This window comes from Aurantimonas sp. DM33-3 (assembly GCF_014334315.1).
Taxonomy (GTDB): Bacteria; Pseudomonadota; Alphaproteobacteria; order Rhizobiales; family Rhizobiaceae; genus Aurantimonas; species Aurantimonas coralicida.
Genome location: NZ_JACSGS010000006.1, coordinates 179,667 through 204,925, shown reverse-complemented (window position 1 = coordinate 204,925; position 25,259 = coordinate 179,667). Strand labels below are relative to the sequence as shown.

Sequence of the window (25,259 nt, the reverse complement as noted above, 5' to 3'; positions counted from 1 at the left end):
CGCACCGCGGGGCCCTGTTCGACCGGGCGGGCGAAACCGCCTCGCGCGTCACCGGGGCCCTATCGCGACATCAAAACCGGCACGGTCATGTGCTGCAGGATATGCCGGGTGACGCCGCCGAAGAGCATCTCGCGCAGCCGCGAATGGCCGTAGCAGCCCATCACCAGAAGATCGTGGCCGTGATCGACGAGTTGCGCCAGAACCTCGTCGCCGACCGAAATCTCGCCGCTGTGCGAACGGGCCGCCTCGGCCCTGATGTCGTGCCGTGCCAGCGCCAGCGCCATGTCGTCGGCCGGGGCCAGGCCGGCCTTGGCGCCCGCCTTGTCGGGGTCGATGCAGAGCACCCGGACCAGCGACGCGTCCTTCAGAAGCGGCAGCGCGTCGAACACGGCGCCCGCCGATTCTCGGCTGCCGTTCCAGGCGACGAGCGGCCGCTTGCCCACCTGCGCATATTCGCCGGCATAGGGCACGAACAGCACCGGCCGCCCGGTCTCGATCAGGAGATCGGTCAGCGGCACGTCGGCGCCGCCGGCCGCCTGCCCGACCACGACGAGATCGGCGACGAGGGCGTTCCGGGTCCAGACCGTGTCCGCATCGCCTGCCATCGGCTCCTCGCGCCGCCATTCAGTCGAGACGCTGGCTCCCGCGGTCGCCGTCTTGAAGACCTCGGCAATGGCGTCGGCTTCGCTCTGCGCGGCCTGCCGGGCCTGGTCGATATATTCCAGCGAGACCTCGGTCGGGATGCTGACCACCACGTCCTGCACGACATGCAGGCCGACCAGATGGGCACCCTGCCGCTCGGCGATCGCCAGCGCCGTCCGCAGGATCGCGCCGGCGCGCTCGCTGTTGTCGAGGCAGACCAGTATCGTCCGGTACATGGAAAACTCCCTTGGCTGGGCCGCGACGGGGCCGTCATTCACCCGACCGTAGCCCGCCCCCGCACGAGCACCCTTGACCTCGCGCAAATCGGCAAAGGCCGGGCGGGCGGCTCATCGCAACCCGACGGGATTCCGTGGCGCGCCGGCGTTTTGTCGCCCGGCGGCATTGGCCGTCCCCCGTCCCCGCGGCTATAGGCAGAGGGAACGCGAATGACCGGAGTTGCCCCGTGGCCGAACATCGTTTCCAGCCGACACGCTTCCACAACACGCTGGGCCCGCACGAGCCGGCGCTGAGCATTGCGCCGGGCGACACCGTGATCACCGACACGCTCGACGCCTGGGGCGCCGACGCCACCGGCGCCTTTGTCGGCACGCGCCCGAACCCGATGACCGGTCCCTTCCTCGTCGAAGGCGCCGAGCCGGGCGATACGCTGCGCGTCACCATCGAGCGCATGACGCCGAACCGCGACCGCGGCTGGACCTTCTCCGTCCTGGCGCCGAACGTCGTCGATCCGCAGCGCGCCGCACAGATGCCGGAGCGCGAGCGGGTCGAGTGGATCATCGACAAGGACGCCGGCACCGTGCGGCTGGAGAACCCGCCGACGCGGCTGCGCGACTGGGTATTGCCGCTGGCGCCGATGATCGGCTGCTGCGGCGTCGCGCCGGCGCTCGGCCAGGCCATCTCCACCGCCACCAGCGGTCCTTATGGCGGCAACATGGACTATCGCGGCATCACGGCCGGCGTGACCCTGTCCTTCCCGGTCTTCCGGCCCGGCGCCCTGTTCTTCCTCGGCGATTGCCATGCCTGCCAGGGCGATGGCGAAATCGTCGGCACCGGCATCGAGACCTCCTTCGAGGTCACCTTCACGGTGGAACTCGACAAGGGCCGCACCATCGGCTGGCCGCGCGGCGAGGATGCGCAGGGCATCTTCACCCTCGGCAATGCCCGCCCCCTCGACCAGGCCCTGCAGCACGCCACGACGGAGATGCTGGACTGGCTGTCCCGCGACTACGCAATGGACACGGTGACGGCGAGCCACTTCCTCGGCCAGACGGTCCGCTACGACGTCGCCAACGTCTTCAACCCGGCCTATTCCGTCGCCTGCCGGATCGCGAGAGAGGACCTCGAACGGGCCGGCGCCGCCGCGTGACCGCCGGGCCGTTTCCGAAGGTTTCGGAGGATCGGCGACAAGATCGTTGCGCGACGGGCTTTCCGTGCGCGGGTCTGCTGCTAGCTTCGTTCCCGTCAACGAAACGCCACTGGAAGACTGTATGAACGCGCATGCGCTCGACGAGCAGACGGACGACTGGTTCTGGCGCCGGGAACGGGCCGACAGACTGTCGGTCATCATCGACGCCGCCGACTTCTTCAAGGCGGCCAAGGACGCCATGCTGCAGGCCCGGCATTCGATCCTCCTGATCGGCTGGGATTTTGACGCGCGGATCGACCTGGAGCCCGAAGGGAAGACGCTGGACGGCCCCAACCCCGTCGGCCCCTTCCTCACATGGCTCGGCAAGCGCCGGCCCGAACTCGATATCCGGATCCTCAAATGGGATACCGGCATGATGTACTCGATCGGCCGCGGCGAGACGCCCCTCACCCTGCTGCGCTGGAAACTGTCCGGCCCGGTGCAGATGCGGCTCGACGGCGTGCATCCGCCGCTCTCGACGCATCACATGAAACTGCTGGTCATCGACGAGGCACTGGCCTTCTGCGGCGGCATCGACATGACCACGGGGCGCTGGGACACCCGCGACCACGCCGAGGCGAGCTCGGGCCGCCTGTCGCCCCGCAAGGCGCCGCTCGGTCCCTGGCACGACGCCACGACCTGCGTCACCGGTCCGGCCGCCAAGGCGCTTTCCGATCTCGCCCGCAGCCGCTGGGCCCATGCGACCGGCAAGATGCTCGGCCCCTTCGCCGGCGACTTCGATATCTGGCCGAGCGACGTGACGGTGGATTTCGAGAATATCGACGTCTCGATCTGCCGTACGGTGCCCGAGCATCTCGAACGTCCGCAGGTGACCGAGATCGAACGCGCGACGCTGGCGGCCATCGCGACGGCCAGGCACCGCCTCTATATCGAAAGCCAGTATTTCGCCTCCCGCCGGATCGCGGAGGCGATCGCCGAACGGCTGGCCGAACCGGACGGGCCGGAGATCCTCGTGGTCAATCCCGACACGGCCGATGGCTGGCTGGAAGCCGAGTTCATGGATTCGTCACGCATCCGCATGATGCAGATCGTCCGCCAGGCCGACCACAACGACCGCTTCCGGCTGGTCTATCCGGTGAACGCCGCCGGCACGCCGATCTACGTCCATGCCAAGATCATGATCGCCGACGACCGCCTGTTGAAGATCGGCTCGGCCAATCTCAACAACCGGTCCATGGGCTATGACAGCGAGTGCGATCTCGTCATCGAATCCGAGGACGATCCCGCGGTCGCGAAGCGGATTGCCCATATCCGGGACGATCTTCTCGCCGAGCATCTCGACCTCTCCGAGGACGCGGTCCGCGACGCGCTGGCCGACGGCGGATCGATGATCGCCCTCGTCGACAGGGTCAGCGCCACGAACGGCCGCCGCTTGGTGCCGCTGCCGATGCGCGAACTCACCCCGGACGAAGAAATGCTGGCCGAATCCAACCTCGCCGACCCGCTGCGCCCCGGCCGCCTCAAACGGACCTTCCGCAAGCTGCTCGGCTGATCACCGCCGGCGGCGGCGATCGGGGCCTCTGCGTCATCCGTGCCGCAGCCCTGCCGCAACCCGATAGCCCTTCGGCTCAATCGGCCTCGCTCATGGCCCGGCGCAGCTTTCGGATCATCACGCCGCGCGCCTTGTCGCCGGCCGCGTTCTCCAGCCGCTCGTTGATGTCGAGGAGCAGCCGGGACACCTCGTTGTGCCAGTCCAGATGGCCAGGCTGGGCCGGATCGATGCGGGAGACGGGCTCCGAGGCTACCGGCACGGCCGACCGCGCCGTCAGCCTGAACGCCGCGTCCAGCTGCGGGATGACGATGCGCTCCTGGGCGACCACGCCCGCGAGCCGCGCTTTCAGTGCGTCGATGGCCTCCACCTCGCCATGGACGAGAAACACGCCGGCCGCCACCGGACACCGCTCGGAGAGCCATTCCCGCAATTCCGGCCCGTCGGCATGGCCCGAATAGAGATCGATCGCCCGGATCTTGGCCCGCACGATCACCTCGTCGCCCTGAATGCGGACCGTCGACGCCCCGTCCCGCAGGATGCGGCCGAGCGTTCCCTGGGCTTGGAAGCCGACGAACAGCACCGTCGCCTGCGGCCGCCACAGCCAGTTGCGCAGCCGATGGCGGATCCGCCCCGCCTCGCACATGCCGCTGGCGGCGATGACGATGTGAAAGCCCTTCAGCCGGTCGAGTGCCTTGCTCTCCTCGGCGGATTCGGTGAAGCGGATATTCGGCGATGTCAGCGCCCGCGACAGGATCTCGCCGTGATCCAGTTCCCTGGCGTGCCGGGCGAAAACGCCGGTGGCGCGGGTGGCCAGCGGCGAGTCGATGATGATCGGCACCGCCGGCAGATCGCCGCTCTCGATCAGGATCTGCAGGTCGACCAGCAGCTCCTGGGTCCGCTCCACCGCAAAGGACGGAATCAGCAGCGCCCCGTCCGGGTCCAGCGCGGCCTCGACCGCCTCGCGCAATAACCGGCGGCGGTCGGCCTCGCTCGCCCCCTCCCGGTCGCGATCGCCATAGGTGCTTTCGCATATGACGTAGTCGAAGCCGGAGGGTGCCGATGGATCGGCCTGCAGCAGCTTGTGCTCCGGGCCGATGTCGCCGGAAAACAGCAGGCGCCGCGGACGCTCCCCGGGCGCCGGGCATTCGAGCTCGATGGAGGCGGAGCCGAGCAGGTGCCCGGCATTCCAGTAGCGCGCCCTTATGCCGCCGGCGACGGTGAACCAGTCGCCGAGCGCCACGGGCGCGAACTGCTTCAGGCAGTTCACCACATCGGCGCCGTCATAGATCGGCACCACGGTGCGCCGGCCGCGGCGCTTGTTGCGCCGGTTCAGATGCGCGACCTCGGTGTCCTGGATGTAGGCGGAATCGGGCAGCATCACCGTGCACAGATCCTCCGTCGCGCGGCTCGCGAAGATCGGACCGGCAAAACCCGCCTTCGTCAGCTTGGGAAGCAGTCCGGAATGGTCGATATGGGCGTGGGTCAGGAGCACCGCGTCGATGCCCTTCGGATCGAAGGGAAAGTCGCGATAGTTCAACTCCTTCTCGGCCTTCGAGCCCTGGAACAGGCCGCAGTCGATCAGGATCCGCCTGCCGTCCGCTTCGAGCTCGTAGCAGGAGCCGGTGACGGCCCGCGCCGCGCCGCGAAAGCGCAGGACGGGCTCGGCGAGCGTGGCGCCTCCTTCGGTCTGCAGTGCCGGATGGTCGTCCACGGGCGCGTCTCCTCAGGCTGTGGGGGGCGGGACTTAGAATGGTGGCGGGCCCGCAAGAGGGAACGCCGAAAACGGATGCTGCCGCTCGTCGCCCTTATGATTCTCGCCCCGGGGACGACGCGTTGCCGGTGCCGGCAGGCGCGTTCCGTCGTCAGGCACTTGCCGCCGGCAAGTGGTCCCGGACCCATTGCACGATCTGCCCCGTTCCCATGGCGCCGGAGGTCCGCGCCACCTCCCGTCCCTTCGCGAACAGGATCATCGTCGGGATGCCGCGGATCGACAGGCGGGAAGCGGACGCCTGCTCGGCGTCGGAATTGAGCTTGATCAGCCGGACATGCGGTTCCAGCTCTGCGGTCGCCGCCGCATAGGCCGGCGCCATGGACAGGCACGGGCCACACCAGGGCGCCCAGACATCGACCAGAACCGGGATCGTACTGCGGGAGACCTGACGCTCGAAGACCGCCGCGTCGACATCTTCGGGACGGCCGGCGAACAGCTTCGTGCTGCATTTCCCGCATTTGGCGGCGAGCGCCGGCCGGTCCGGCGCGATACGGTTGATGCCGCCGCATCTGGCGCAGACGACGAGGTTCTCGCTCATGGCATCGGCCTTCGAAATTGTTGCCCGGTCATGATAGCGCAGCCTCCGCCGGACGCGAGGCCGTTCCCTCGCCGGCCTCGGCGCGTGCCACATGCTGCTTCACGGCGACGAAGCTGTCCGGCGTGACGGAGATCGAATCGATGCCGCATTCGACGAGAAAGGCCGCGAAAGCGGGGTTGTCGCTGGGCGCCTGGCCGCAGAGGCCCACCTTGGCGCCGGCCCGATGCGCTTCGCCGATCACGTGGCGGATCATCCATTTCACCGCCGGGTTCTCCTCGTCGAAGGAGGCGGCGAGAAGGTCCGAATCCCGGTCGATACCCAGCGTCAGCTGGGTCAGGTCGTTGGAGCCGATGGAGAAGCCGTCGAACCTTGTGGCGAACTCCCCCGCCAGGATCACATTCGCGGGGATCTCGCACATGACATAGACCTGCAATCCGTTCTCGCCGCGCACCAGCCCGTTCTCGGCCATCACCGCGAGCACGCGATCAGCTTCCTCAAGCGTGCGGCAGAACGGGATCATGACGATGACGCCGGTAAAGCCCATCTCCTCGCGCAGCTTGCGGATCGCCCGGCATTCCAGCGCGAAGCCCTCGCGGTACTGGGGCGAATCGTAGCGCGAGGCGCCGCGGAAGCCGAGCATCGGGTTCTCCTCCTCGGGCTCGAAGGCCCGGCCGCCGAGAAGATGGGCATATTCGTTGGTCTTGAAGTCGCTCATCCGCACGATGCAGGGCTTCGGATGGACGGTCGCGGCGATGCGGGCGAGCCCCTCGGCCAGCCGGTCGACGAAGAAGGCGGACTTGTCCTCGTATCCGCGGGTGAGCTCGGCGATCTCGTCGCGCTCCGCCGTATCGGCGATGCGCTCAGGATGAACCAGCGCCATCGGGTGGATCTTGATGGCGTTGTTGATGACGAACTCCATCCGCGCCAGCCCGACCCCGTCGGCCGGCAGCCGCCACCAGCGCATGGCCGCGGCGGGATTGGCGAGGTTCAGCATGATCCGGGTCCGCGTCGGCGGGACATCGGCGAGATCGAGGACGTCGGCCGTCACCTCGGCCTCGCCCTCATAGATGAAGCCGACCTCGCCCTCGGCGCAAGACACGGTCACCTCCTGCTCGTCATGCAGGATCTGCGTGGCACTGCCTGTGCCGACGATCGCCGGCAGGCCGAGTTCGCGGCTGACGATGGCGGCGTGCGAGGTGCGCCCACCATGGTCGGTGACGATCGCCGCAGCGCGCTTCATGATCGGCACCCAGTCGGGATCGGTGATCTCCGTGACGAGCACCGATCCGTCGACGAAGCGTGCGATCTCGCTGGCATCGCGGATCACGCAGACCGGGCCCGACACGGCGGCCTCCCCGATCGACAGGCCGGCGCAGAGCTCGCGGCCATGCGCGCCGACGCGGTAGCGCTTCACCGCACCGATCTCGCGCCGCGACTGCACCGTCTCGGGCCGCGCCTGGACGATGAACAGCGAGCCGTCGCGGCCGTCCTTGGCCCATTCCATGTCCATCGGACAGCCGTAATGGGTCTCGATGATCACCGCCCAGCGGGCCAGCGCCAGAATGTCGGCGTCACCCAGCACGAACTGCCGACGCTCGACGAGCGACGTCACGACGTTCTTCACGGGCCGGTCTCCGCTCGTGGCGTAGACCATCTTCTTGTCCTTCGCCCCGAGCGCCCGGTGGATGATCGGGGTCAGCGCCGGGTCGTCGAGAAAGGGCTTGAAGACCTGATACTCGTCCGGATCGACGGCGCCCTGAACGACATTCTCGCCGAGCCCCCAGGCGGCATTGATCAGCACGACATTGTCGCAGCCGGTGTCGGTGTCGAGCGAGAACATCACCCCCGATCCGCAGAGATCGGACCGCACCATCCGCTGCACCCCGACCGACAGGGCCACCTTGAAATGGTCGAAGCCCTTGGCCTCGCGATAGGCGATCGCCCGGTCGGTGAACAGCGAGGCGTAGCAGCGACGGCAGGCGTCCAGCACGGCGGACGGGCCGGACACGTTGAGAAAGGTCTCCTGCTGCCCGGCGAAGCTGGCGTCCGGCAGGTCTTCCGCCGTTGCGCTGGAGCGGACGGCCACGTCGACATCCTCGATGGACGAACGCCGCGACAGCTCGCGATAGGCTTCGCCGATGGCCGCTGCCGTCTCCGGGGGCCAGTCGCCGCGCACTAAGGCGGCGCGGATCGTGCTGCCGGCCTCGGCCAGGGTGATCTTGCCGGCGGCGCGTGCATCCAGCGTATCGCGCAGGACGGCGTAGAGCCCGTTGGCCGTCACGAAGCGCCGGTAGGCGTCCGCGGTCGTGGCAAATCCCAGCGGCACCGCCACGCCGGCCGGGGCAAGCGCACGCACCATTTCGCCGAGCGAGGCATTCTTGCCGCCGACCCGCGCCACGTCACCGCGCCCGGTCGCTTCGAACCAGAGGATTTCCCTGTCGGGCATGTTCCATCTCCTTCGATGTCCGGACGGATGGCCGCGAACCGTCACTCAAGCCGCGTCAGAAATGCTGCGCCAAGGGCGCGTGCGATCAGCGGTAACCGGCCTTGAACCCGGCGATCGCCTTCAAGGTCGCGGTGGCAATCGCCATGGCCGGAGTGTTGCCGCGGGCCGCCGCCACGGTCTGATCGTCATGCTGGCCTTCGCCCTCCCGCAGCACGCAGTGCCAGTGCCCGCCGGGCCCCGTGCCGCCCCGCAGGATGATGCTCCAACCCGGAAGGGTCTTCGCGACCATCGCCAGCGCCCCGTCGGCGGACGCCAGGGCGAGGTCCGCGTCCGCGGCGCTCTCGACTGACGACGCATGCTCATGCAGCGCCGTGCGAAGCTCGGCGTCCAGCGCAGGGTCGGGCGCGGTCGCGGCCTCACACCGCGCCAGGATTGCGTTCAGATCGGTCGTGACCATGATGGGCTCCTTCCCCGCCGGCTCCCAGGTTTCGCATCGGGGAGCCGGCCAAGATCACAATGGGGGAGGATCACCCGGACGGGATTGATCTGGCGCAAGCACACGCAGCGATCGTCGCTTTACCCATGGTCCGGGATGCTGCCGTGCCGCGGCTCCTGAAGAGTGGCCGGCCCGCGCTGCATCGGCGCTGCGCGCCATCGGGCCCAATCGACGCATCGGAGAGACGCTGTTGCTGCTCAATCTCGCCATCGGCACCCTGGTGATCGCGCTCACGGTCCTCGTTCACACGCTCGGCCTCGTCGCGCTCACCCGCGCCATGGCATGGGTGATCCGCTGGCTGAACCTGAACCGCCACGCTCTGGGGCGGTCCCTGTCGATGCTCGGGACCGTGCTCGGCCTGTTCGCCCTGCACACGATCGAGATCTGGCTGTGGGCCTTCGCCTACATGCTGCTGGGCGCCCATCAGAGCTTCGACGAGGCGCTGTATTTCTCGACCTCGACCTTCTCCACGGTCGGCTATGGCGACGTGGTGCTGCTGCCGGAATGGCGGTTGCTGGGGGCGCTGGAAGGGGTCGGCGGCTTCATCCTGATCGGCTGGTCGACCGCCTATCTCGTGGCCGCCTCGACCCGTCACGGGCCGTTCAGGATCGGCGTGCATTTCTGATGCCGTGCCGCGCGACTGGCGGCGGAAGCGTCAGTGCGGCCCACCGGCCGTGCCCGGATTGAAGGACGGCGCGTCGCTGGCCGGAAAGGATTCCTTGCCCGCCTCGTCCAAAAGGTCACCGATCCGGCGCTTCATCTCGGCAGCTTCGTGTGCCGCTGCGGTCAGATCGTGGACGTGAACGTCCGCCCCGCCATTGCGCCGCATGATGTCCACGGCGCGGGCCTCGTGCTCAAGATCGCGGACATGCGCCCACAAGAGCAGCCCGCCATCGGCAAGCTGCTCTTCCAGGCGCTGCGAATACTGGCGCTCGATGGTCCGGTCGAAGACGCTGCCGAGCGAGCCGGCGATGTAGCCCGAAACCGAAGCGGCCGCGATGGCCGCGGCAAGCGTGCCGCCGGAGGCCAGCATGGCGCCGGCGGCAGCGACGGCGCCGACATAAATGAGCATCCCCGCGACCATGCCTTCGGCATCGCCGAGGCTTTCTTTCGAGACATAGGCGACGACGGGCACGGCCGGATCATCCTCCAGGTCGCGCACCGATCTGTAGCGATGGCCGAGCTTCGCTTCGACGGCCGCGCGGCTGGCCAACAGGCTGATCTCAGCCCGGTCGAAGCCGCCCAGCAGCAGATCGTCGATCGCCGCCTGGAACTGCGTCCGGTCGTGGAAGACGCCCACGGCCTCGCGCACCTGTGTCACGTCGTTCATGGCCAATCTCCCTGGTAACGACAGCGCGGCCGGCGCGATGCGGCATCGACGCCGGATGTCTGACGCAACGGATGTCCCGCGCGCCCGGATCGACGGCGCGCACGCCGGGCATCGTGCAGGATGGCCCCGACCGCGGCGCCCGGCCTTGATCCCGATCAACCGCAGCGTCCGGAGGATTGAGGCAGGTCAAGGTCTCCCGGTTCCGCGGATGCTCGTCTGGCCGCATGACGGACAATGCTGTCTTTGCGATGCAGGACGTCACGAAGGTCTACAGGACCGGCGGTGCGGACGTCTGGGCACTGCGCGGTGTCAGTGCCGAACTCGCGGCCGGCGAGGTGGTGGTCATGCTGGGCCCGTCCGGCTCCGGCAAGTCGACGCTTCTCAACATCATGGGCGGGCTCGACCGGCCGACCGACGGCCGCGTCAGCTTCCAAGGCACGGAGCTCAACAGCGCAAGCGACCGCGAACTGACGCTGTACCGGCGCAACCATGTCGGCTTCGTCTTCCAGTTCTACAATCTGGTCCCCAGCCTGACCGCCCACGAGAACGTCGCGCTGGTCACCGAGATCGCGCGCAATCCGATGACGCCGTCGCAGGCGCTGGAACTTGTCGGGCTGACCGAGCGCCGCGACCATTTCCCGGCGCAATTGTCGGGCGGCGAGCAGCAACGCGTCGCCATCGCCCGGGCCATCGCCAAGCAGCCGGAAGTGCTGCTGTGCGACGAGCCCACCGGTGCGCTCGACTCGGCAACCGGCATCATGGTGCTGGAGGCGCTGACCACCATCAACCGGACCCTCGGCACGACCACCGCCATCATCACCCACAATGCCGGCATCCAGGCGATCGCCCACCGCGTCTTCCAGTTCGTCGACGGCCGGATCGAGAGCATGCACCGCAACGAAACGCGCCTGGCCCCGAGCCAGGTGAGCTGGTGAGCGCGGTGGCGGCGCTGGACCGCAAACTCCTGCGCGATCTCATGCGGCTCTGGGCGCAAGGCCTGGCGGTGGCGCTGGTCATGGCCTGCGGGGTGATGACGATCATCATTGCGGTCGGTGCGCACCGCTCCCTGCTCCTGACCCGCGAGGCCTATTACGAGCGCTACCGCTTCGCCCATGTCGTGGCCGAGGCGAACCGGGCGCCGCTGTCGCTCGGCAAGGCGATCTCGGAAATTCCCGGCGTCGCCTCCTTCGAGATGCGGATCAGCCGCCGGGTGCTCCTCGACCTGCCGCAGATGCGCGAGCCCGCCTCCGGTCAGGTGATCTCGCTCCCCGCCCATGGCGAACCCCGGGTCAATCGGCTGCTGGTGCGTCGCGGCAGGCTTCCCGAAGCCGGCCGCGCCAACGAGGTCGCGGTCAACGAGGACTTTGCCAAGGCTCACGCCTTCCGCATCGGCGACAGCTTTTCGGCGATCCTCAACGGACGCAAGGAACGGCTGCAGATCACCGGAACGGTCCTGTCGCCGGAATTCATCTACACGATCGGGCCGGGCGACATGGTCCCCGACCCGCGGCGCTACGCCATCCTCTACATGCCCGAGGACGTGCTCGGCCCGGTGTTCGACCGCAAGGAGGCGTTCAACAATCTGGTCCTGCGGCTGATGCCCGGCGCCAGCGAACCGGCGGTGCTGATGGCAGTGGACCGCCTGCTCGAGCCCTATGGCGGCATGGCAGCCTATGGGCGCAAACATCAGATGTCGCACGCCTTTCTGGATGCCGAGCTGGACCAGCTCGCGGCCATGGCGCGGATCATCCCGCCGATCTTCCTGCTCGTCTCGGCCTTCCTCATCAACATCGTGCTGACACGGCTGGTGGCCCTGGAGCGCGAACAGATCGGCCTCCTGAAGGCGCTCGGCTATTACGATCGCACGATCGCCTGGCACTACGCCAAGCTGGTGATCGCGATCTCGGCGGTCGGCGTGGCGATCGGCGCCGGCGCCGGAACCTGGCTCGGGCGCGGGCTCGCCCGGCTCTATGGCGAGTTCTTTTCCTTTCCCTTTCTGGTGTTCCAGTCGAGCCCCGACCTCTATGCCAGCGCCGCCGGCATCTCGATCGCCGCGGCGCTGGCCGGGGCGATGAAGGCGATCCTCTCCGTCCTGGCGCTCGATCCCGCCGTGTCGATGCGCCCGCCGGCACCGGCACGCTTCGGCCGGTCGCTTCTCGCCCGCCAGGGACTGTCGAACCTCTTCTCCAAGCTCACGGTGATGGCGTTCCGCCAGCTGCTGCATCAGCCGGTCCGTGCCGCGCTGACCAGCCTCGGCATGGCCCTCGGCGTCGCGCTTCTGGTCACGGCGCTGTTTGCGCGCGACTCGGTCGACTTCATGGTGGAGACGGTGTTCTGGCGGGCCGATCGGCAGCATGCGAGTCTCGCCTTCGGCGAGCCAGCACAGCCCGCCGTCATGGCGGCCGTGCGCCATCTGCCCGGCGTCGTCGCCGCCGAGCCCTATCTCAGCGTGCCGGTCATCCTGAGCAACGGCAACCGGTCACGCCGCCTCGCCATCACCGGAAAGCCGCCGGCGACCACGCTCTCCCGGGTGCTGGACGCCAGCTTCGATCCGATGGTGCTGCCATCCGACGGCGTCGTCATTTCCGAACGCGTCGCGCAGGTGCTCGGTCTGACCCGGGGCGGAACGGCGAATGTCGAGGTGCTCACCGGCCGCCAGATCACGACGACCGTACGGATCAGCGCCGTCGTGCAAAGTTTTCTCGGGCTTGGCGTCTTCATGGACATCGACGCCCTGTCGCGCCTCACCGGCGAGGGCCCGCGCGTCGGCGGCGCGCATCTGGCGGTCGACACGGCCGCGCTCGATGCCCTCTACGCGGCGATCAAGTCGACGCCGGCAATCGCATCGCTCGGTCTGCAGACCCTGTCGCGCGACAAGTTCCGCGAGACCATCGACCGCAACATCTCGATCATGACGACCCTCTACCTGACGCTGGCGATCATCATCGTCTTCGGCGTGATCTACAATTCGGCACGTGTCCAGCTGTCGGAACGGGCGCGGGAACTCGCCAGCCTGCGGGTGCTCGGCTTCACCCGGATGGAGGTCTCGCAGGTCCTTCTGACCGAACTCCTGCTGGTCGTCATCCTTGCGCAGCCCCTCGGCTGGGCGCTGGGGGCCGGTTTCGCGATGCTGGTGACGGACGGATTCGCCAGCGACCTCTTCCAGATCCCGCTGGTGCTGGAGCCCGCCATTTTCGCCAAGGCCAGCCTCATTGTCCTGGCCGCGGCCGCGGGCTCCGCCCTGCTGGTGCGTCGCCGGGTCGACCGGCTCGACCTGATCCGCGTCCTGAAGACGAGGGAGTAATCCATGGCTCGCTGGCTGAAATACATCCTGCTCGCGCTCGTCCTTGGCGGTCTCGCCTTCGCGGCCTACGAGGCCCTGCGCCCCAAGCCGATCCCCGTCGACATCGCCGTCGTGACCAAGGGCCCTCTTACCGTCACCGTCGACGAGGAGGGCATCGCCCAGTACCGCGACGTCTACACGGTGTCGGCGCCCTATGCGGCCCGAACCGAGCGCAGCCCCCTGCATGTCGGCGACCGCCTGGTGGCCGATCGCAGCCTGATCGCCACGCTGCATCCGATCGATCCGAGCTTCATCGACATGCGCTCGGAACGCGAACTGGCGGCCGCGGTCGGTGTCGCCCGTGCGGGGATCGAACTGGCCGAGACGGACCTGACCTTCGCCGCAACGGATCTCAAGCAAGCCGAATCGGAGCTGCAACGTGCCGAGAAGCTGAAGGAAACCAACATCATCTCCGCCGCCGCGCTGGAGACGGCAAGAACCGCCGTCGAGCTCAAGCAGGCCGCGCTGCAGCGTGCCGAGCACCAGGTCGCGCTCCGGCAGAGTGAACTGGTGAGCGCCCAGGTGCGGCTGATCCAGCCGGACGACGCGCCCTCGGTGGGCTCCCTGTCCGACCGCTGCGTGCCCCTGCTCTCGCCGACCGACGGCGTGGTGATCTCGGTGCCGGTGGAGAGCGAGGCGGTGGTGCCCGCCGGCACCGCCCTGGCCGAGATCGGGGACCCGCGCCGGCTGGAGGTGGTCGTCGACCTCCTCTCCTCGGATGCGGTCCGGGTGCGCGAGGGGGCTACGGCGATCATTGCCGACTGGGGCGGGCCCGATCTGACGGCGAAGGTCCGCCGCATCGAGCCGACCGCCTTCACCAAGGTGTCCGCCCTGGGCATCGAGGAACAGCGGGTGAATGTGCGGCTCGACATGGACCCGACCGACGCCGAGACGCCCCTGCCCGGCCACCGCTACCGCGTCTTCGTCAGGATCGCGCTCTGGCAGAGCGACGCCGTCCGCCGGGTGCCGCTCGGCGCGCTGTTCCGCTCGGGCGACGCGTGGAATGTGTATGTGGTGGAGGACGGCCGCGCGGTCATGCGGCCAGTCGACATCGATCACCGCGACGACGCGATCGCCGAACTGCGGGACGGCCTGCCGGAAGGCGCACGGGTCGTCCTGTTCCCCAGCGACAGCGTCGCCGACGGGGTCAGCGTCGTGTCCCGCGATGTGGATGCGCTTTGAAGGCTGGAGATGCGGTGCCGGGACGCCGCGGCCCCCGAGAATACGCGTCACATGAGTTTGCCGAACGGTGCTGCGCCGTCCGGCACGCCGCAACGGTCAATCGGCGGTCTGCGAGTCCTGCGGGGACACGACGACGCTGTCGGTCTGTTCGGACGTGGTCCGGGTGGAATCCGGTTCCAGCGTATCGCCATCGGGCTGCGTCGAATAACCGATCGCTCCGACGATGAAATAACCGACCACGATAAGGAAGAGACCGGCGATCAGGATCAGGAGGACGGGACGCCCCCTGCTTCCCTGCCGGGCCTCGGTCGAACTGACTTTCTTGACCATGCAGTACGTGCTCCGTTTCGTGTTCCAACTCACAGAGTCAAACAGCCCGTAGCGCGATAGGTTGCGGATCGACCGGCGAGCACATTGCCGCATGCCCCTCGCAGGCGTACAGACCCCACCTCGCCGCGACGCCCGGCCATGACGATGGGGCTGGCTGCACGCGCGATTGCGCAGGCGATGACGACGCGCAACGGGACAAGCTTAAACGCCGCGCCACGAACAGGCCGTGTCGTCTCGAAAACCATGCTGCGATGTCAGGTGGGAAAGCTGGTCGGAGCGAGAGGATTCGAACCTCCGACCCCCTGAACCCCATTCAGGTGCGCTACCAGGCTGCGCTACGCTCCGACTGCGTCACTCCTAGAGGCCGGACGCTTTCGGTGCAACAGGAAAATCGGCGCGAACGCTTCATCGTCGGGCGTCGATTGCCGGCGTATGCGAGTGGCCCGGAACGCAGCGGCGGCAAGGCGGCAGTAGTCACGCATTGGCAGCCCGTACCGCTCGGTCAGCGGACCTGATCGAGCAGGCGCTTGCACTCGAGAAGTTCGAGAATCACGTCGTCGAGGGCGGCAATGCTCTCGACCGGAAGTCCCGTGCCGGCATCGGCGGCAGGCTCGCGATAGCGCTTCAGGAATCCGCCGCGTGGCTTCGCCGGCTCATCCGGCTCCCGCGTCTCCGGTTCGGGCGCAGCCATCGGTGCCGGCGCGGCCTCGGCGGCCGGTGGCTCGGGCAGCGGCTCGGTGGCGATCAGATCGAGATCATGCAGCGGCGGCTGGGGCGCCTCGGCCGCGGGCGCGGCGGCAGCGGGCAGATTGGTCCGGCCCGCCTGGATCTGGGCCAGCGCGGCCATGTCGCCGGTCCCGATGGCAACGACGAAGCGCGGACCGTTCTCCCTGAGGATCCGCTGCACGCCCTTGATGGTGAAGCCCTTGACGTAAAGCAGGTAGCGGATGCCGCGCAGCAGTTCGACATCGTCGGGCCGATAGTAGCGGCGCCCCCCGCCCCGCTTCATCGGCTTGATCTGCTGGAAACGGGTTTCCCAGAACCGCAGCACATGCTGCGGCAGGTCGAGTTCGTCGGCGACCTCGCTGATGGTCCGGAAGGCGTCGGCGCTCTTGTCGGTCATGGTCGCAATCGTCGAGCCGTTTCGGCTATTCGGCCGCCGCGTTCAGCATGGCCATGGATTCGGTCTCTTTGTCGGCGCTGCCGCCGTCCTGCCGCTGCACATGCGCCTCGACGATCCGGTCCTTGAGGACGTTGGAGGGCTTGAACACGGCAACGCGGCGCGGAAGGATCGGCACTTCTTCGCCGGTCTTCGGATTGCGGCCGATCCGCTCGTTCTTCTCGCGCACCAGGAACGACCCGAAGGACGAGATCTTCACCGATTCCCCGCTGGCGATCGTCGAGCACATCTCGTCGAGGACCATTTCCACCAGCTGCGCCGACTCGGTTCGCGACAGCCCGATCTTGCGAAAGACGGCCTCCGAAAGATCCGCTCTGGTGAGAGTTCTCTCTCCCATCAATGTCCCCTAACTTTGCCGGAAGACCGCAGGGCGAAACATGCGGGCAGCGCCTTGTTCGTTGCGAACATTAACGAAAACAGCATGTGAATCAAGGATCGATGTCTACCAGCGGATCAGAACTGCCCCCCACGTAAACCCGCCGCCCATCGCCTCCAGAAGGACGAGGTCGCCGCGCTTGATCCGGCCGTCCCGCACGGCCGCATCGAGCGCCAGCGGAATCGAGGCGGCGGAGGTGTTGCCGTGCTGATTGACGGTGATCACCACCTTTTCCGGCGCGATTCCCAGCTTGCGTGCCGAGGCGTCGATGATCCGGCGATTGGCCTGGTGCGGCACGAACCAGTCGACGTCGTCCGGCCCGATGCCGGCCGCCGCGAAGGAATCCTCGATGACGTCGGTGATCATGCCGACCGCATGCTTGAAGACCTCGCGGCCCTCCATGCGCAGCTTGCCGACGGTGCCGGTCGTGGACGGGCCGCCGTCGACATAGAGCTTGCCCTGGTGGGAGCCGTCGGAGCGCAGCTTGCTGGTGATGATGCCCTGGGCCAACCCGGCATCGGCAGCGTCCGCCGGCACCGCTTCCAGCACCACCGCGCCGGCGCCGTCGCCGAACAGGACGCAGGTGGAGCGGTCTTCCCAGTCGAGAATGCGCGAGAAGGTTTCCGCGCCGATGACCAGCGCCCGCTTGGCGGCACCGCCCTTCAGGTAGAGATCGGCGGTCGTCAGCGCGTAGACGAAGCCGCTGCACACCGCGTGGACGTCGAAGGCGAAGCCATGGGTGATGCCCAGCTTGTGCTGCACCTGAACGGCGGAGGCCGGAAAGGTGTTGTTCGGCGTGGCGGTCGCCAGGATGATCACGTCGATATCGGCGGGTGTCAGGCCGGCCGCGTCCAGCGCCTTGCGGGCCGCGCCCTCGGCAAGCGATACCGTCGTCTCCCCCTCGCCGGCGATATGGCGCGCCTCGATGCCTGTGCGCTGCCGGATCCACTCGTCGGAGGTCTCGACGATGCCGGCGAAGTCCTGGTTGCGCATCGTGCGTGCGGGCAGAACGGAGCCCGTGCCGCGGATCACGGATCGGATGGACATCGTCATTGACTGCTGCTCTCGGGGGTCGCCGGTACGTCGTCGGACACACGCAGGTGAAAGTTTTCCAGGTCGGCTTCGATCTTCTCGCGCAGGCCGTGCCGGGCCATCGCATGGGCCAGATCGATCGCCGCCGCGATGCCTTCGGCGTCGGTCCCGCCATGGCTCTTGATGACGATGCCGTTGAGGCCGAGGAAGACGCCGCCATTGACCTTGCGCGGATCCATCTTGTCGCGCAGCCGCTGGAAGGCGCTGCGGGCGAGCAGATAGCCGGCGCGGGCCATCCAGGTCCGGTTCATTGCCGCCTTCAGATAGGCGCTGATCTGCCGGGCGGTTCCCTCGGCGGTCTTCAAGGCGATGTTGCCGGTGAAGCCCTCGGTCACCACCACGTCCACCGTTCCCTGTCCCAGATCGTCGCCTTCGACGAAGCCGCGATAGTCGATACCCGGGATCGGCGTCTCCTTGAGCAGGCGGCCCGCCTCGCGGATCTCGTCCTGGCCCTTCACCTCCTCGACGCCGATATTGAGGAGGCCGACCGTCGGCCGCTCGACACCGAAGAGCGCGCGCGCCATGGCGCCGCCCATCATCGAGAAATCGATCAGCTGCTGGGCGTCGGCGCCGATCGTGGCGCCCACGTCGAGGACGATGCTCTCGCCGCGCAGGGTCGGCCAGATCGCCGCGATGGCCGGGCGCTCGATATTGGCCATGGTGCGCAGGCAGAATTTCGCCATCGCCATCAGGGCGCCGGTGTTGCCGGCCGAAACCGCGACGTCCGCCTCATGGGTCTTCACCGCCTCGATGGCGCGCCACATGGACGATTTGTACCGCCCCTGCCGCAGCGCCTGGGACGGCTTGTCGTCCATGCGGATGGAGATCTCGCAATGGTGGAAGGTCGAGGCCGCCTTCAGTTCGGGATGCTGGTCGAGCACCGGCAGCACCGCCTCGCTCTGACCGAACAGCACGAACCGCGTGCCCGGATGCCGCTGGAGCGCGATGGCGGCTCCCGGCAAGACGACGGAAGGGCCGTGGTCGCCGCCCATGGCGTCGACCGAAATCGTGATACCAGTGTTTGAAATCAATGGTCTCTCGCCTTTGCGCACGGCGTCCTGGCCGCGCGGCGCGAAGATATCGGTTTACGCGTGAACAGCAACCGCCGAATTGAAACAGTCATTCGCCCTTGGCGTCCTTGGTCTCGCGCGGCACCAGCGTGGTGAGCACGTCGAAGGCCGAGCGGACGCCGGCCTTGGGGTCGGGATCGGTATCGACGGCCTCGAAGGCGACGTCGGATTCGCGCGGATAGGGATCGAGCGCCAGCGACACCGCTTCCATCAGGAACGGTCCGACGTCGATCTGCGGTCCGCGGAAGGTCTCCGGCGGGTCCTCGCTTTCGACGTCCACATGGATCTCGTTCTCGCCGGTCTGCGGCACCGGCGCAAGCCGCGAGCCTTCCGGCACGAAGGTGGTTTCGAACGCCTCGTTCAGCGCCTGGCTGACCGGCTCCAGCGTCACGACGCTCTCCTGGACCAGGGTCGCGCGCAGGCTGCCCTTCACCTTCACCCCCTCGCCGCGCCAGCGCGAGGCGGTGAGGTCGGCCCGCAGCTCGCGAACCTCGAGGATATCGAGATGCCGGGCCAGCGCGGCACGCTCGGCCTCGTTCGCCTCGTAGTGGATCTCGAGGCCGTCGCGCGGCAGCTTCTCGGCGGCGATGTGAAGTCGGATCGGGTCGGGCCCGGTCTGCGGATTGCTCATGGTCTGGTCCCTGGTTGGAGCGTGCCGGCCAGGATCGTCTCGGCCGCGATCGCTCCAAATCGCTCGTTTTCCGCCATCATGTAGGTCGCAAGGCGAGCGCTTGCATCCTCCGGCGCGTCCGCCGGCACCGCCCGGCCTTTCAGGCCTGTTGCCAAGCCCGCCACGTCGCCAGCGTCGAGCGCGGCATCATAGACCGACACCCGCTCGTAGAAGACGCCGGCCAGCTTGCGCATGCGCTTGGGCACGGACGGATCGCCGACGCCGAGTTCGCGGATCGAATCCTCGATGTCGGTGATGAAGCGATCGACCACTTCCTGCGCCAACGGCCGCAGGGTCGGCTCGTCCCGGCAGCGCCGCAGGAACAGGAAGACGTGCACCGACAGCGCCTCGAAGCGTCCCATCACGGTGTCGGGAATGGCGCAGGCGAGATAGAGGTCGTCCTGGCGCGATCGGATCACCAGCGCGGCGTAGAGATCGTCGACGACCTCGCGGTTGCGCGCCTTGAGACGACGGTTGGCTCTGAAACGTTGAAACATTGCTGGGCCGATCGATGGCTACACTGCCATGGGCGGTGCCACAGCGCCGGATCGATTGCAACGCTCCCGCAGGTGCTTTACCAAAACGCATCCGCCGCGCTCGCGCGTCAGCCGGAGGCGTCCGCTTGCGGACATCCCGCCGGCCGGCACTCCCGCGTCGCGGCAACGGACCTGCCAGCCGCGTATCGGCGATGGCCTCAAGGAGTAAGACAGCGTGAAGCCTTCCGTCCGACTCAAGCGCCCTCTCCTCGCCTCGGCCGCCGTTCTGGCCGCACTGGCCCTGTCGAACTGCACGACCAGCGAAGTGCTGACCCAGGGCTACGTGATCGACGAAAAGACCGTCGAACTCGTGCCGGTCGGCTCGAGCCGCGAACAGGTGCTGCTGGCGCTGGGCTCGCCCTCGACCACGGCGACCTTCGACAATGAGGTATTCTACTACATCTCGCAGAAGCGGGTCCGGCCGGTCGCCTTCATGAAGCCGCAACTCGTCGACCAGCGCGTCCTGTCTGTCTATTTCGACGGCGAGGGCCGGGTCGAGCGCATCGCCAATTACGGCCTGCAGGACGGCCAGCCCTTCGACTTCATCTCGCGCACCACACCGACCGGCGGTCAGGACCGCACCTTCCTCGGCCAGATCCTGTCCGATACCGGCAGCGGCTCGCCGGGCCCGAACCTCTAGGGTTTGCCGACACCGCTATCGCGTCAACGAAAAGGCCCCGCAGGTTTTCGCCTGCGGGGCCTTTCTCTGTTTCGGCTAGGCCGCGATCAGTTGTGCGCCAGCACCGCGAGCAGCAGCAGCGCGACGATGTTGGTGATCTTGATCGCCGGATTGACCGCCGGTCCGGCCGTATCCTTGTAGGGATCGCCCACCGTGTCGCCGGTCACCGAGGCCTTGTGGGCGTCGGAGCCCTTCTCGTGACGCACGCCGGCGCTGTCCACGAAGCCGTCCTCGAAGGACTTCTTGGCATTGTCCCAGGCACCGCCACCGGAGGTCATCGAGATGGCGACGAAGATGCCGGTGACGATGACGCCGAGCAGCATCGCACCCACCGCCGAGAACGCCTGGCTCTTGTCGGCGATCAGATAGACGCCGAAATACACCACGATCGGCGCCAGCACCGGCAGCAGCGACGGCACGATCATCTCGCGGATCGCCGATTTGGTCAGCAGGTCGACGGCCCGTGCATAGTCCGGCCGTTCGGTGCCGGCCATGATGCCCGGCTTCTCGCGGAACTGCCGGCGCACCTCGTCCACCACCGAGCTCGCGGCGCGGCCGACGGCCGTCATCGCGATACCGCCGAACAGGAACGGGATAAGGCCGCCGAGCAGCAGACCGACCACGACGAAGGGGTTGGTCAGGGCGAAATCCGGTTCGACGCCCCGGAAATACTCGAAGCCGTTGCCGGCATTCGCCTGCTCGACGAAATAGGCCAGGTCGTAATTGTAGGCCGCGAACAGCACCAGCGCGCCGAGACCGGCCGAGCCGATCGCGTAGCCCTTGGTGACCGCCTTCGTCGTGTTGCCGACCGCATCGAGCGCGTCCGTGGACTTGCGGACATCCGCCGGCAGGCCGGCCATTTCGGCAATGCCGCCGGCATTGTCGGTGACCGGACCGAAGGCGTCGAGCGCCACGATCATGCCGGCAATGCCGAGCATGGCCGTCACGGCGATTCCGGTGCCGTAAAGCCCGGCAAGCTGGAAGGTCGAGATGATGCCGGCGACGATGACGATCGTCGGCAGCGCCGTGGATTCCAGCGAGATGGCGAGGCCCTGGATGACGTTGGTGCCGTGGCCCGACACCGATGCCTCGCTGATCGAGCGGACCGGCCGGAAGCCGACGCCCGTGTAATATTCGGTGATCCAGACGATCAGGCCGGTCACCACGAGGCCGATGATGCCGCAGACGAACAGGTTCAGACCGTTGATGGTCATGCCCGACGCCGCTTGACCGATATCGCCGAAGCCGATGGTCGCCCAGGTGGCGACGGCGATGCCGACGATCGACAGAAGCGTCGTCGCCCACAGGCCCTTGTAGAGCGCGCCCATGATCGAGCCGTTCGAGCCGAGACGCACGAAGAACGTGCCGACGATCGAGGTCAGGATGCAGGCACCGCCGATCGCCAGCGGGTAGATCATGACGCTTTCGATGATGTCGGTGCCTGCGAAGAAGATCGCGCCGAGCACCATGGTCGCGACGACGGTCACGGCGTAGGTCTCGAACAGATCGGCCGCCATGCCGGCGCAGTCGCCCACATTGTCACCCACATTGTCGGCGATGGTCGCCGGGTTGCGCGGGTCGTCCTCGGGAATGCCGGCTTCCACCTTGCCGACGAGATCGCCGCCGACATCGGCGCCCTTGGTGAAGATGCCGCCGCCGAGGCGGGCGAAGATCGAGATCAGCGAGGCGCCGAAGCCGAGCGAGACCAGCGAGTCGATCACCGTGCGATCGGACACGTCGAGGCCGATCGAGACCGTCAGGACGTAGAAATACACGGTGACACCGAGCAGCGCGAGACCGGCAACCAGAAGGCCGGTGATGGCGCCGGACTTGAAGGCGATGCCGAGACCGAGGCTGAGCGAGCGCGAGCAGGCCTGCGCGGTGCGCACATTGGCCCGGACCGAGACGTTCATGCCGATGAAGCCGGCCAGACCGGACAGGACGGCACCGATGACGAAGCCGACCGCCGCGTAGATCGACAGGAGCAGCGCGGTGACGATCGCCACGACCACGCCGACAATGGCGATCGTCGTGTACTGGCGGGCGAGATAGGCCTGGGCACCCTCGCGAATGGCCCCGGCGATTTCCTGCATCCGGGCATTGCCCTGGTCGGCCGCAAGGACCGATCGCGTCGCCCAGCCCGCATAGGCAAGAGCCAGCAGCCCGCACAGGGCCACCACTATGAGAATTGTCGGCATGCTGTCCCCTCGATCCGTGCCGGTTTGGTCCGGCAATCTTCGATTGTTCTGCCGAAGACGGGGAAGGCTCCCCGCCTTGCCAAGCGGGTCGAGGTTATATGGAGTCGGCAAGCCGTCAAGCGCCGTGATCTTCGGCACGACGCGGTAGCGGTCAGGCTGGAATTCGGGCGCGTGTCCGTCCGGGCCGGAGGGGCGCCCGGCACGAGGATCTCAGTCGGCGGCCGGTTGCAGCGGCGCGAAGCGCGCCTGCAGGACGAGAACCACGAGACAGACCAGCACCACCGGGAAGACGACCATGTTCATCGTCTCCCATCCGGCGGCCACGAAGGTGCGCCCCGACAGGAAGGAGGCCAGCGAGACCGACGAGAACAGGACGAAGTCGTGCAGGCCTTGCGTCTTGTTCTTCTCCGACGGGCGATAGGTCTCCGCCACGATGGCGGTGGAGCCGATGAAGCCGAAGTTCCAGCCGAGGCCGAGCAGGACCAGCCCGGTCCAGAACTGCCAGACCGCGAGACCCGACAGGGAGACGGCGGCGCTGGCGGCCAGCAGCAGCAGGCCGGTCGCGACGATGCGCTCCTTGCCGAAGCGCTGGATCAGCCGGCCGGTGAAGAAGCTCGGGCCGAACATCGCCAGGACATGCCACTGGATGCCGAGCGTGCTGATGTCCTTGGACAGGCCGCAGCCGACCATGGCCAGCGGTGCGCCGGTCATCACGAAGCTCATCATGGCGAAGCTGCCGACACCGCAGCACAGGCCGGCCAGGAACCGCGGCTGCGCCACGACCGTCGCGAGCGGCCGCGCCGGCAGGAGATCGGCCGGATGCCCCTCGTCGGGACTGTCGGGAATGCGCAGGAAGGACAGGATGGCCGCACCGGCAAGCCCCAGGAAGACCAGTCCGATGAAGGCGCCGGCAAATTCCACCGGCAGGAACAGGTCGGCCGTATAGCGCACCGTCTGCGGGCCGATCACCGCGGCGAAGATGCCGCCGGCCAGGACGATCGAGATCGCCCGCGACTGGAACGAGCGGCGCGCGCCGTCGGTGGCGGCGAAGCGATATTGCTGGACGAACGAGCCGCCGACGCCGATCAGCATCAGCGCGAAGGCGAACAGCCAGAAGCTTTCCTGGAAGAGCGCGGTTGCCGCGACGAGGCCGCCGGCCGAGGTGACCAGCGCCCCCGAGATGAAGCCGTAGCGCCGGCCGACCGCGCGCATCAGCGCGGCTGCCGGCAGGGCGCCGAGGGCGACGCCGAGATTGTAGCCGGTCACCGGCAGGGTCGCGAGCGACTTGTCGGCCAGGAGAAGCCAGGAGCCGGCCAGGCCGCCGATCGAGATGGCGACGGGCCCGGAGGCGCCGCACAAGGCCTGTGCAGCGGCCAGGATGATGGCGTTGCGACGGACGGTCTTTTCGCCGAGCACCGGCCCGGCGGCTGGCGTTCCGGCGACCGGGCTCACGCCGAGGGCTCACCGCCGGCTGCGCCGCGACGCGCGGTCCGGGTCTCGCCGGGCTTCTCGGCCCGCACACTGCGCGCCACGCGGTCAAGCACGGCGTTGACCAGTCCCGGTTCGTCGCCGGTGTAGAACGCCTTGGCGACGTCGATATATTCCGAAACGATCACCGCGACCGGCACGTCCTTGCGGTTCGACAATTCGTAGGTGCCCGCCCGCAGGATCGCGCGCAGCGTCGTGTCGATGCGCGACAGCGGCCAGTCGGTCGGCAGCGAGGCGTGGATCTTGGGATCGATCTCGGTCTGGCTGCGGACGACACCGGACACCACGTCGCGGAACCAGCCGGCATCGGCCTCGCGATAGGTCTCCCCGTCGATCTCGCTGCCCAGCCGGAAATTCTCGTATTCGGCGACGGTCTCCAGCAGCGCGGTGCCGCCGACTTCCATCTGGTAGAGGGCCTGAACGGCGGCGAGCCGTGCCGCGCCGCGCTTGTTGGCCTGCTTGACCGGGCGCGCCTGAGGTTCGGAACTGGACATGATCAGGCTCCCATCCGCTCGCGCAGGGCAATCATCGCCAGCGCCGTACGGGCCGCGGCACCGCCCTTGTCCTTGCGCTTGGGGTCGGCCCGGTCGCGGGCCTGTTCCTCGTTCTCGACGGTCAGAATGCCGTTGCCGAGGGCGATCGATTCATGGACCGTCAGATCGGTCAGCGCCCGGCCCGATTCATTCGACACCAGCTCGAAATGATAGGTCTCGCCGCGGATCACGCAGCCGAGCGCGACGAAGCCGTCATACTCGGTGCCCGATTCATCCGCCGCCCCGAGGGCGAAGCCGATCGCGGCCGGGATCTCGAGCGCGCCGGGAACGGTGACGACGTCGAAATCGACGCCGGCTTCCGTCAGCGCCGCCGTCGCACCGTCCAGAAGGAGGTCTGCGATGGGGTCATAGAAGCGGGCCTCGACGACGAGGAGATTCAGCTTGGCAGCCATTGCGGTA

General features: G+C 67.8%; 24 protein-coding genes and 1 tRNA gene. 7 read left to right on the top strand and 18 right to left on the bottom strand.

All coding sequences use genetic code 11. The features are described 5' to 3' along the window. Nucleotides 1–59: 59 nt before the first annotated feature. Entirely contained in the window at nt 60–878 is an 819-nt protein-coding gene (locus tag H9Q09_RS10925) for a universal stress protein (protein ID WP_187391035.1), read from the bottom strand. 227 nt (nt 879–1,105) lie between these two features. Here H9Q09_RS10925 and H9Q09_RS10920 point away from each other — a divergent pair, with 227 nt between their 5' ends. Both H9Q09_RS10920 and H9Q09_RS10915 read left to right on the top strand, forming a co-directional pair. After that, entirely contained in the window at nt 1,106–2,029 is a 924-nt protein-coding gene (locus H9Q09_RS10920) for an acetamidase/formamidase family protein (RefSeq protein WP_187391034.1), read from the top strand. A 121-nt stretch (nt 2,030–2,150) separates the two neighbouring features. Next, nucleotides 2,151–3,581, top strand: a complete 1,431-nt coding sequence (locus H9Q09_RS10915; RefSeq protein ID WP_187391033.1) for a phospholipase D-like domain-containing protein — start codon at nt 2,151–2,153, stop codon at nt 3,579–3,581. 76 nt (nt 3,582–3,657) lie between these two features. Here the strand turns inward: H9Q09_RS10915 and H9Q09_RS10910 are convergent, their stop codons facing one another. From H9Q09_RS10910 to H9Q09_RS10895, 4 genes are all read right to left on the bottom strand, one after another. Beyond that, nucleotides 3,658–5,292, bottom strand: coding sequence for an MBL fold metallo-hydrolase (locus tag H9Q09_RS10910; RefSeq protein ID WP_348646299.1), 1,635 nt, complete (start codon nt 5,290–5,292; stop codon nt 3,658–3,660). A gap of 151 nt (nt 5,293–5,443) precedes the next feature. Continuing rightward, complete coding sequence (gene trxC / locus H9Q09_RS10905) at nt 5,444–5,890, bottom strand: thioredoxin TrxC (protein ID WP_187391032.1); 447 nt, start codon at nt 5,888–5,890, stop codon at nt 5,444–5,446. A 28-nt stretch (nt 5,891–5,918) separates the two neighbouring features. Then, nucleotides 5,919–8,336: a phosphoenolpyruvate synthase gene (gene ppsA, locus H9Q09_RS10900; protein ID WP_187391031.1), complete on the bottom strand. Its 2,418-nt coding sequence runs from the start codon at nt 8,334–8,336 to the stop codon at nt 5,919–5,921. An 85-nt stretch (nt 8,337–8,421) separates the two neighbouring features. Further along, a complete protein-coding gene (locus H9Q09_RS10895) occupies nt 8,422–8,793 on the bottom strand; it encodes a hypothetical protein (protein ID WP_187391030.1) in 372 nt (123 codons plus the stop codon). Between the two features lie 229 nt (nt 8,794–9,022). On the opposite strand from H9Q09_RS10895, the gene H9Q09_RS10890 reads away from it, so the two are divergent. After that, a complete protein-coding gene (locus H9Q09_RS10890) occupies nt 9,023–9,457 on the top strand; it encodes a potassium channel family protein (protein WP_228240597.1) in 435 nt (144 codons plus the stop codon). Nucleotides 9,458–9,487: 30 nt separating this feature from the next. Here H9Q09_RS10890 and H9Q09_RS10885 read toward each other — a convergent pair whose 3' ends face one another. Next, complete coding sequence (locus tag H9Q09_RS10885; protein WP_210315308.1) at nt 9,488–10,162, bottom strand: hypothetical protein; 675 nt, start codon at nt 10,160–10,162, stop codon at nt 9,488–9,490. A gap of 224 nt (nt 10,163–10,386) precedes the next feature. Between H9Q09_RS10885 and H9Q09_RS10880 the strand changes: the two genes are divergently transcribed. Genes H9Q09_RS10880 through H9Q09_RS10870 form a run of 3 tightly spaced genes read left to right on the top strand, consistent with a single transcriptional unit; the run spans nt 10,387 to nt 14,687 of the window. Continuing rightward, the gene (locus H9Q09_RS10880) at nt 10,387–11,097 is read left to right on the top strand and encodes an ABC transporter ATP-binding protein (protein WP_187391029.1); all 711 of its coding nucleotides are present in this window, start codon (nt 10,387–10,389) and stop codon (nt 11,095–11,097) included. Further along, on the top strand, nt 11,094–13,466 hold the full coding sequence (locus H9Q09_RS10875; RefSeq protein WP_348646298.1) for an FtsX-like permease family protein: 2,373 nt from the start codon (nt 11,094–11,096) through the stop codon (nt 13,464–13,466). The genes H9Q09_RS10880 and H9Q09_RS10875 overlap by 4 nt, the downstream gene beginning before the upstream one ends. Nucleotides 13,467–13,469: 3 nt before the next feature. Then, nucleotides 13,470–14,687 carry an HlyD family efflux transporter periplasmic adaptor subunit gene (locus H9Q09_RS10870; protein WP_187391028.1) on the top strand — a complete coding sequence of 406 codons (1,218 nt, stop codon included), beginning with the start codon at nt 13,470–13,472 and terminating at the stop codon, nt 14,685–14,687. 96 nt (nt 14,688–14,783) lie between these two features. On the opposite strand, the gene H9Q09_RS10865 is transcribed toward H9Q09_RS10870, so the two are convergent. The 8 genes from H9Q09_RS10865 to H9Q09_RS10830 form a co-directional block, all read right to left on the bottom strand. Beyond that, nucleotides 14,784–15,017 (bottom strand): hypothetical protein, encoded by a 234-nt coding sequence (locus H9Q09_RS10865; protein ID WP_187391027.1) that lies wholly within the window; start codon nt 15,015–15,017, stop codon nt 14,784–14,786. Between the two features lie 268 nt (nt 15,018–15,285). After that, nucleotides 15,286–15,362, bottom strand: a tRNA-Pro gene (locus tag H9Q09_RS10860). Nucleotides 15,363–15,519: 157 nt separating this feature from the next. Then, a complete protein-coding gene (locus tag H9Q09_RS10855) occupies nt 15,520–16,140 on the bottom strand; it encodes a MerR family transcriptional regulator (protein ID WP_187391026.1) in 621 nt (206 codons plus the stop codon). A 25-nt stretch (nt 16,141–16,165) separates the two neighbouring features. Further along, entirely contained in the window at nt 16,166–16,534 is a 369-nt protein-coding gene (locus H9Q09_RS10850) for an integration host factor subunit alpha (protein WP_024351413.1), read from the bottom strand. 105 nt (nt 16,535–16,639) lie between these two features. Further along, complete coding sequence (locus H9Q09_RS10845; protein WP_187391025.1) at nt 16,640–17,626, bottom strand: beta-ketoacyl-ACP synthase III; 987 nt, start codon at nt 17,624–17,626, stop codon at nt 16,640–16,642. Beyond that, on the bottom strand, nt 17,623–18,693 hold the full coding sequence (gene plsX / locus H9Q09_RS10840) for a phosphate acyltransferase PlsX (protein ID WP_187391077.1): 1,071 nt from the start codon (nt 18,691–18,693) through the stop codon (nt 17,623–17,625). The genes H9Q09_RS10845 and plsX overlap by 4 nt, the downstream gene beginning before the upstream one ends. A 91-nt stretch (nt 18,694–18,784) precedes the next feature. Continuing rightward, nucleotides 18,785–19,366, bottom strand: a complete 582-nt coding sequence (locus H9Q09_RS10835) for a DUF177 domain-containing protein (RefSeq protein ID WP_187391024.1) — start codon at nt 19,364–19,366, stop codon at nt 18,785–18,787. Next, entirely contained in the window at nt 19,363–19,902 is a 540-nt protein-coding gene (locus tag H9Q09_RS10830) for a ubiquinol-cytochrome C chaperone family protein (RefSeq protein ID WP_187391023.1), read from the bottom strand. The genes H9Q09_RS10835 and H9Q09_RS10830 overlap by 4 nt, the downstream gene beginning before the upstream one ends. Nucleotides 19,903–20,116: 214 nt before the next feature. Between H9Q09_RS10830 and H9Q09_RS10825 the strand changes: the two genes are divergently transcribed. Continuing rightward, complete coding sequence (locus tag H9Q09_RS10825) at nt 20,117–20,581, top strand: outer membrane protein assembly factor BamE (protein WP_024351418.1); 465 nt, start codon at nt 20,117–20,119, stop codon at nt 20,579–20,581. An 86-nt stretch (nt 20,582–20,667) separates the two neighbouring features. Here the strand turns inward: H9Q09_RS10825 and H9Q09_RS10820 are convergent, their stop codons facing one another. The 4 genes from H9Q09_RS10820 to H9Q09_RS10805 all read right to left on the bottom strand — a co-directional run bounded on the left by H9Q09_RS10820 (nt 20,668) and on the right by H9Q09_RS10805 (nt 25,252). After that, on the bottom strand, nt 20,668–22,818 hold the full coding sequence (locus H9Q09_RS10820) for a sodium-translocating pyrophosphatase (protein WP_187391022.1): 2,151 nt from the start codon (nt 22,816–22,818) through the stop codon (nt 20,668–20,670). A 210-nt stretch (nt 22,819–23,028) separates the two neighbouring features. Then, nucleotides 23,029–24,270: an MFS transporter gene (locus H9Q09_RS10815; protein WP_188077471.1), complete on the bottom strand. Its 1,242-nt coding sequence runs from the start codon at nt 24,268–24,270 to the stop codon at nt 23,029–23,031. Further along, the gene (gene nusB, locus H9Q09_RS10810) at nt 24,267–24,800 is read right to left on the bottom strand and encodes a transcription antitermination factor NusB (protein ID WP_187391021.1); all 534 of its coding nucleotides are present in this window, start codon (nt 24,798–24,800) and stop codon (nt 24,267–24,269) included. Before nusB ends, H9Q09_RS10815 begins: the two co-directional genes overlap by 4 nt. Before the next feature lie 2 nt (nt 24,801–24,802). Beyond that, nucleotides 24,803–25,252, bottom strand: a complete 450-nt coding sequence (locus tag H9Q09_RS10805; RefSeq protein ID WP_009209300.1) for a 6,7-dimethyl-8-ribityllumazine synthase — start codon at nt 25,250–25,252, stop codon at nt 24,803–24,805. Between the last annotated feature and the right edge of the window lie 7 nt (nt 25,253–25,259).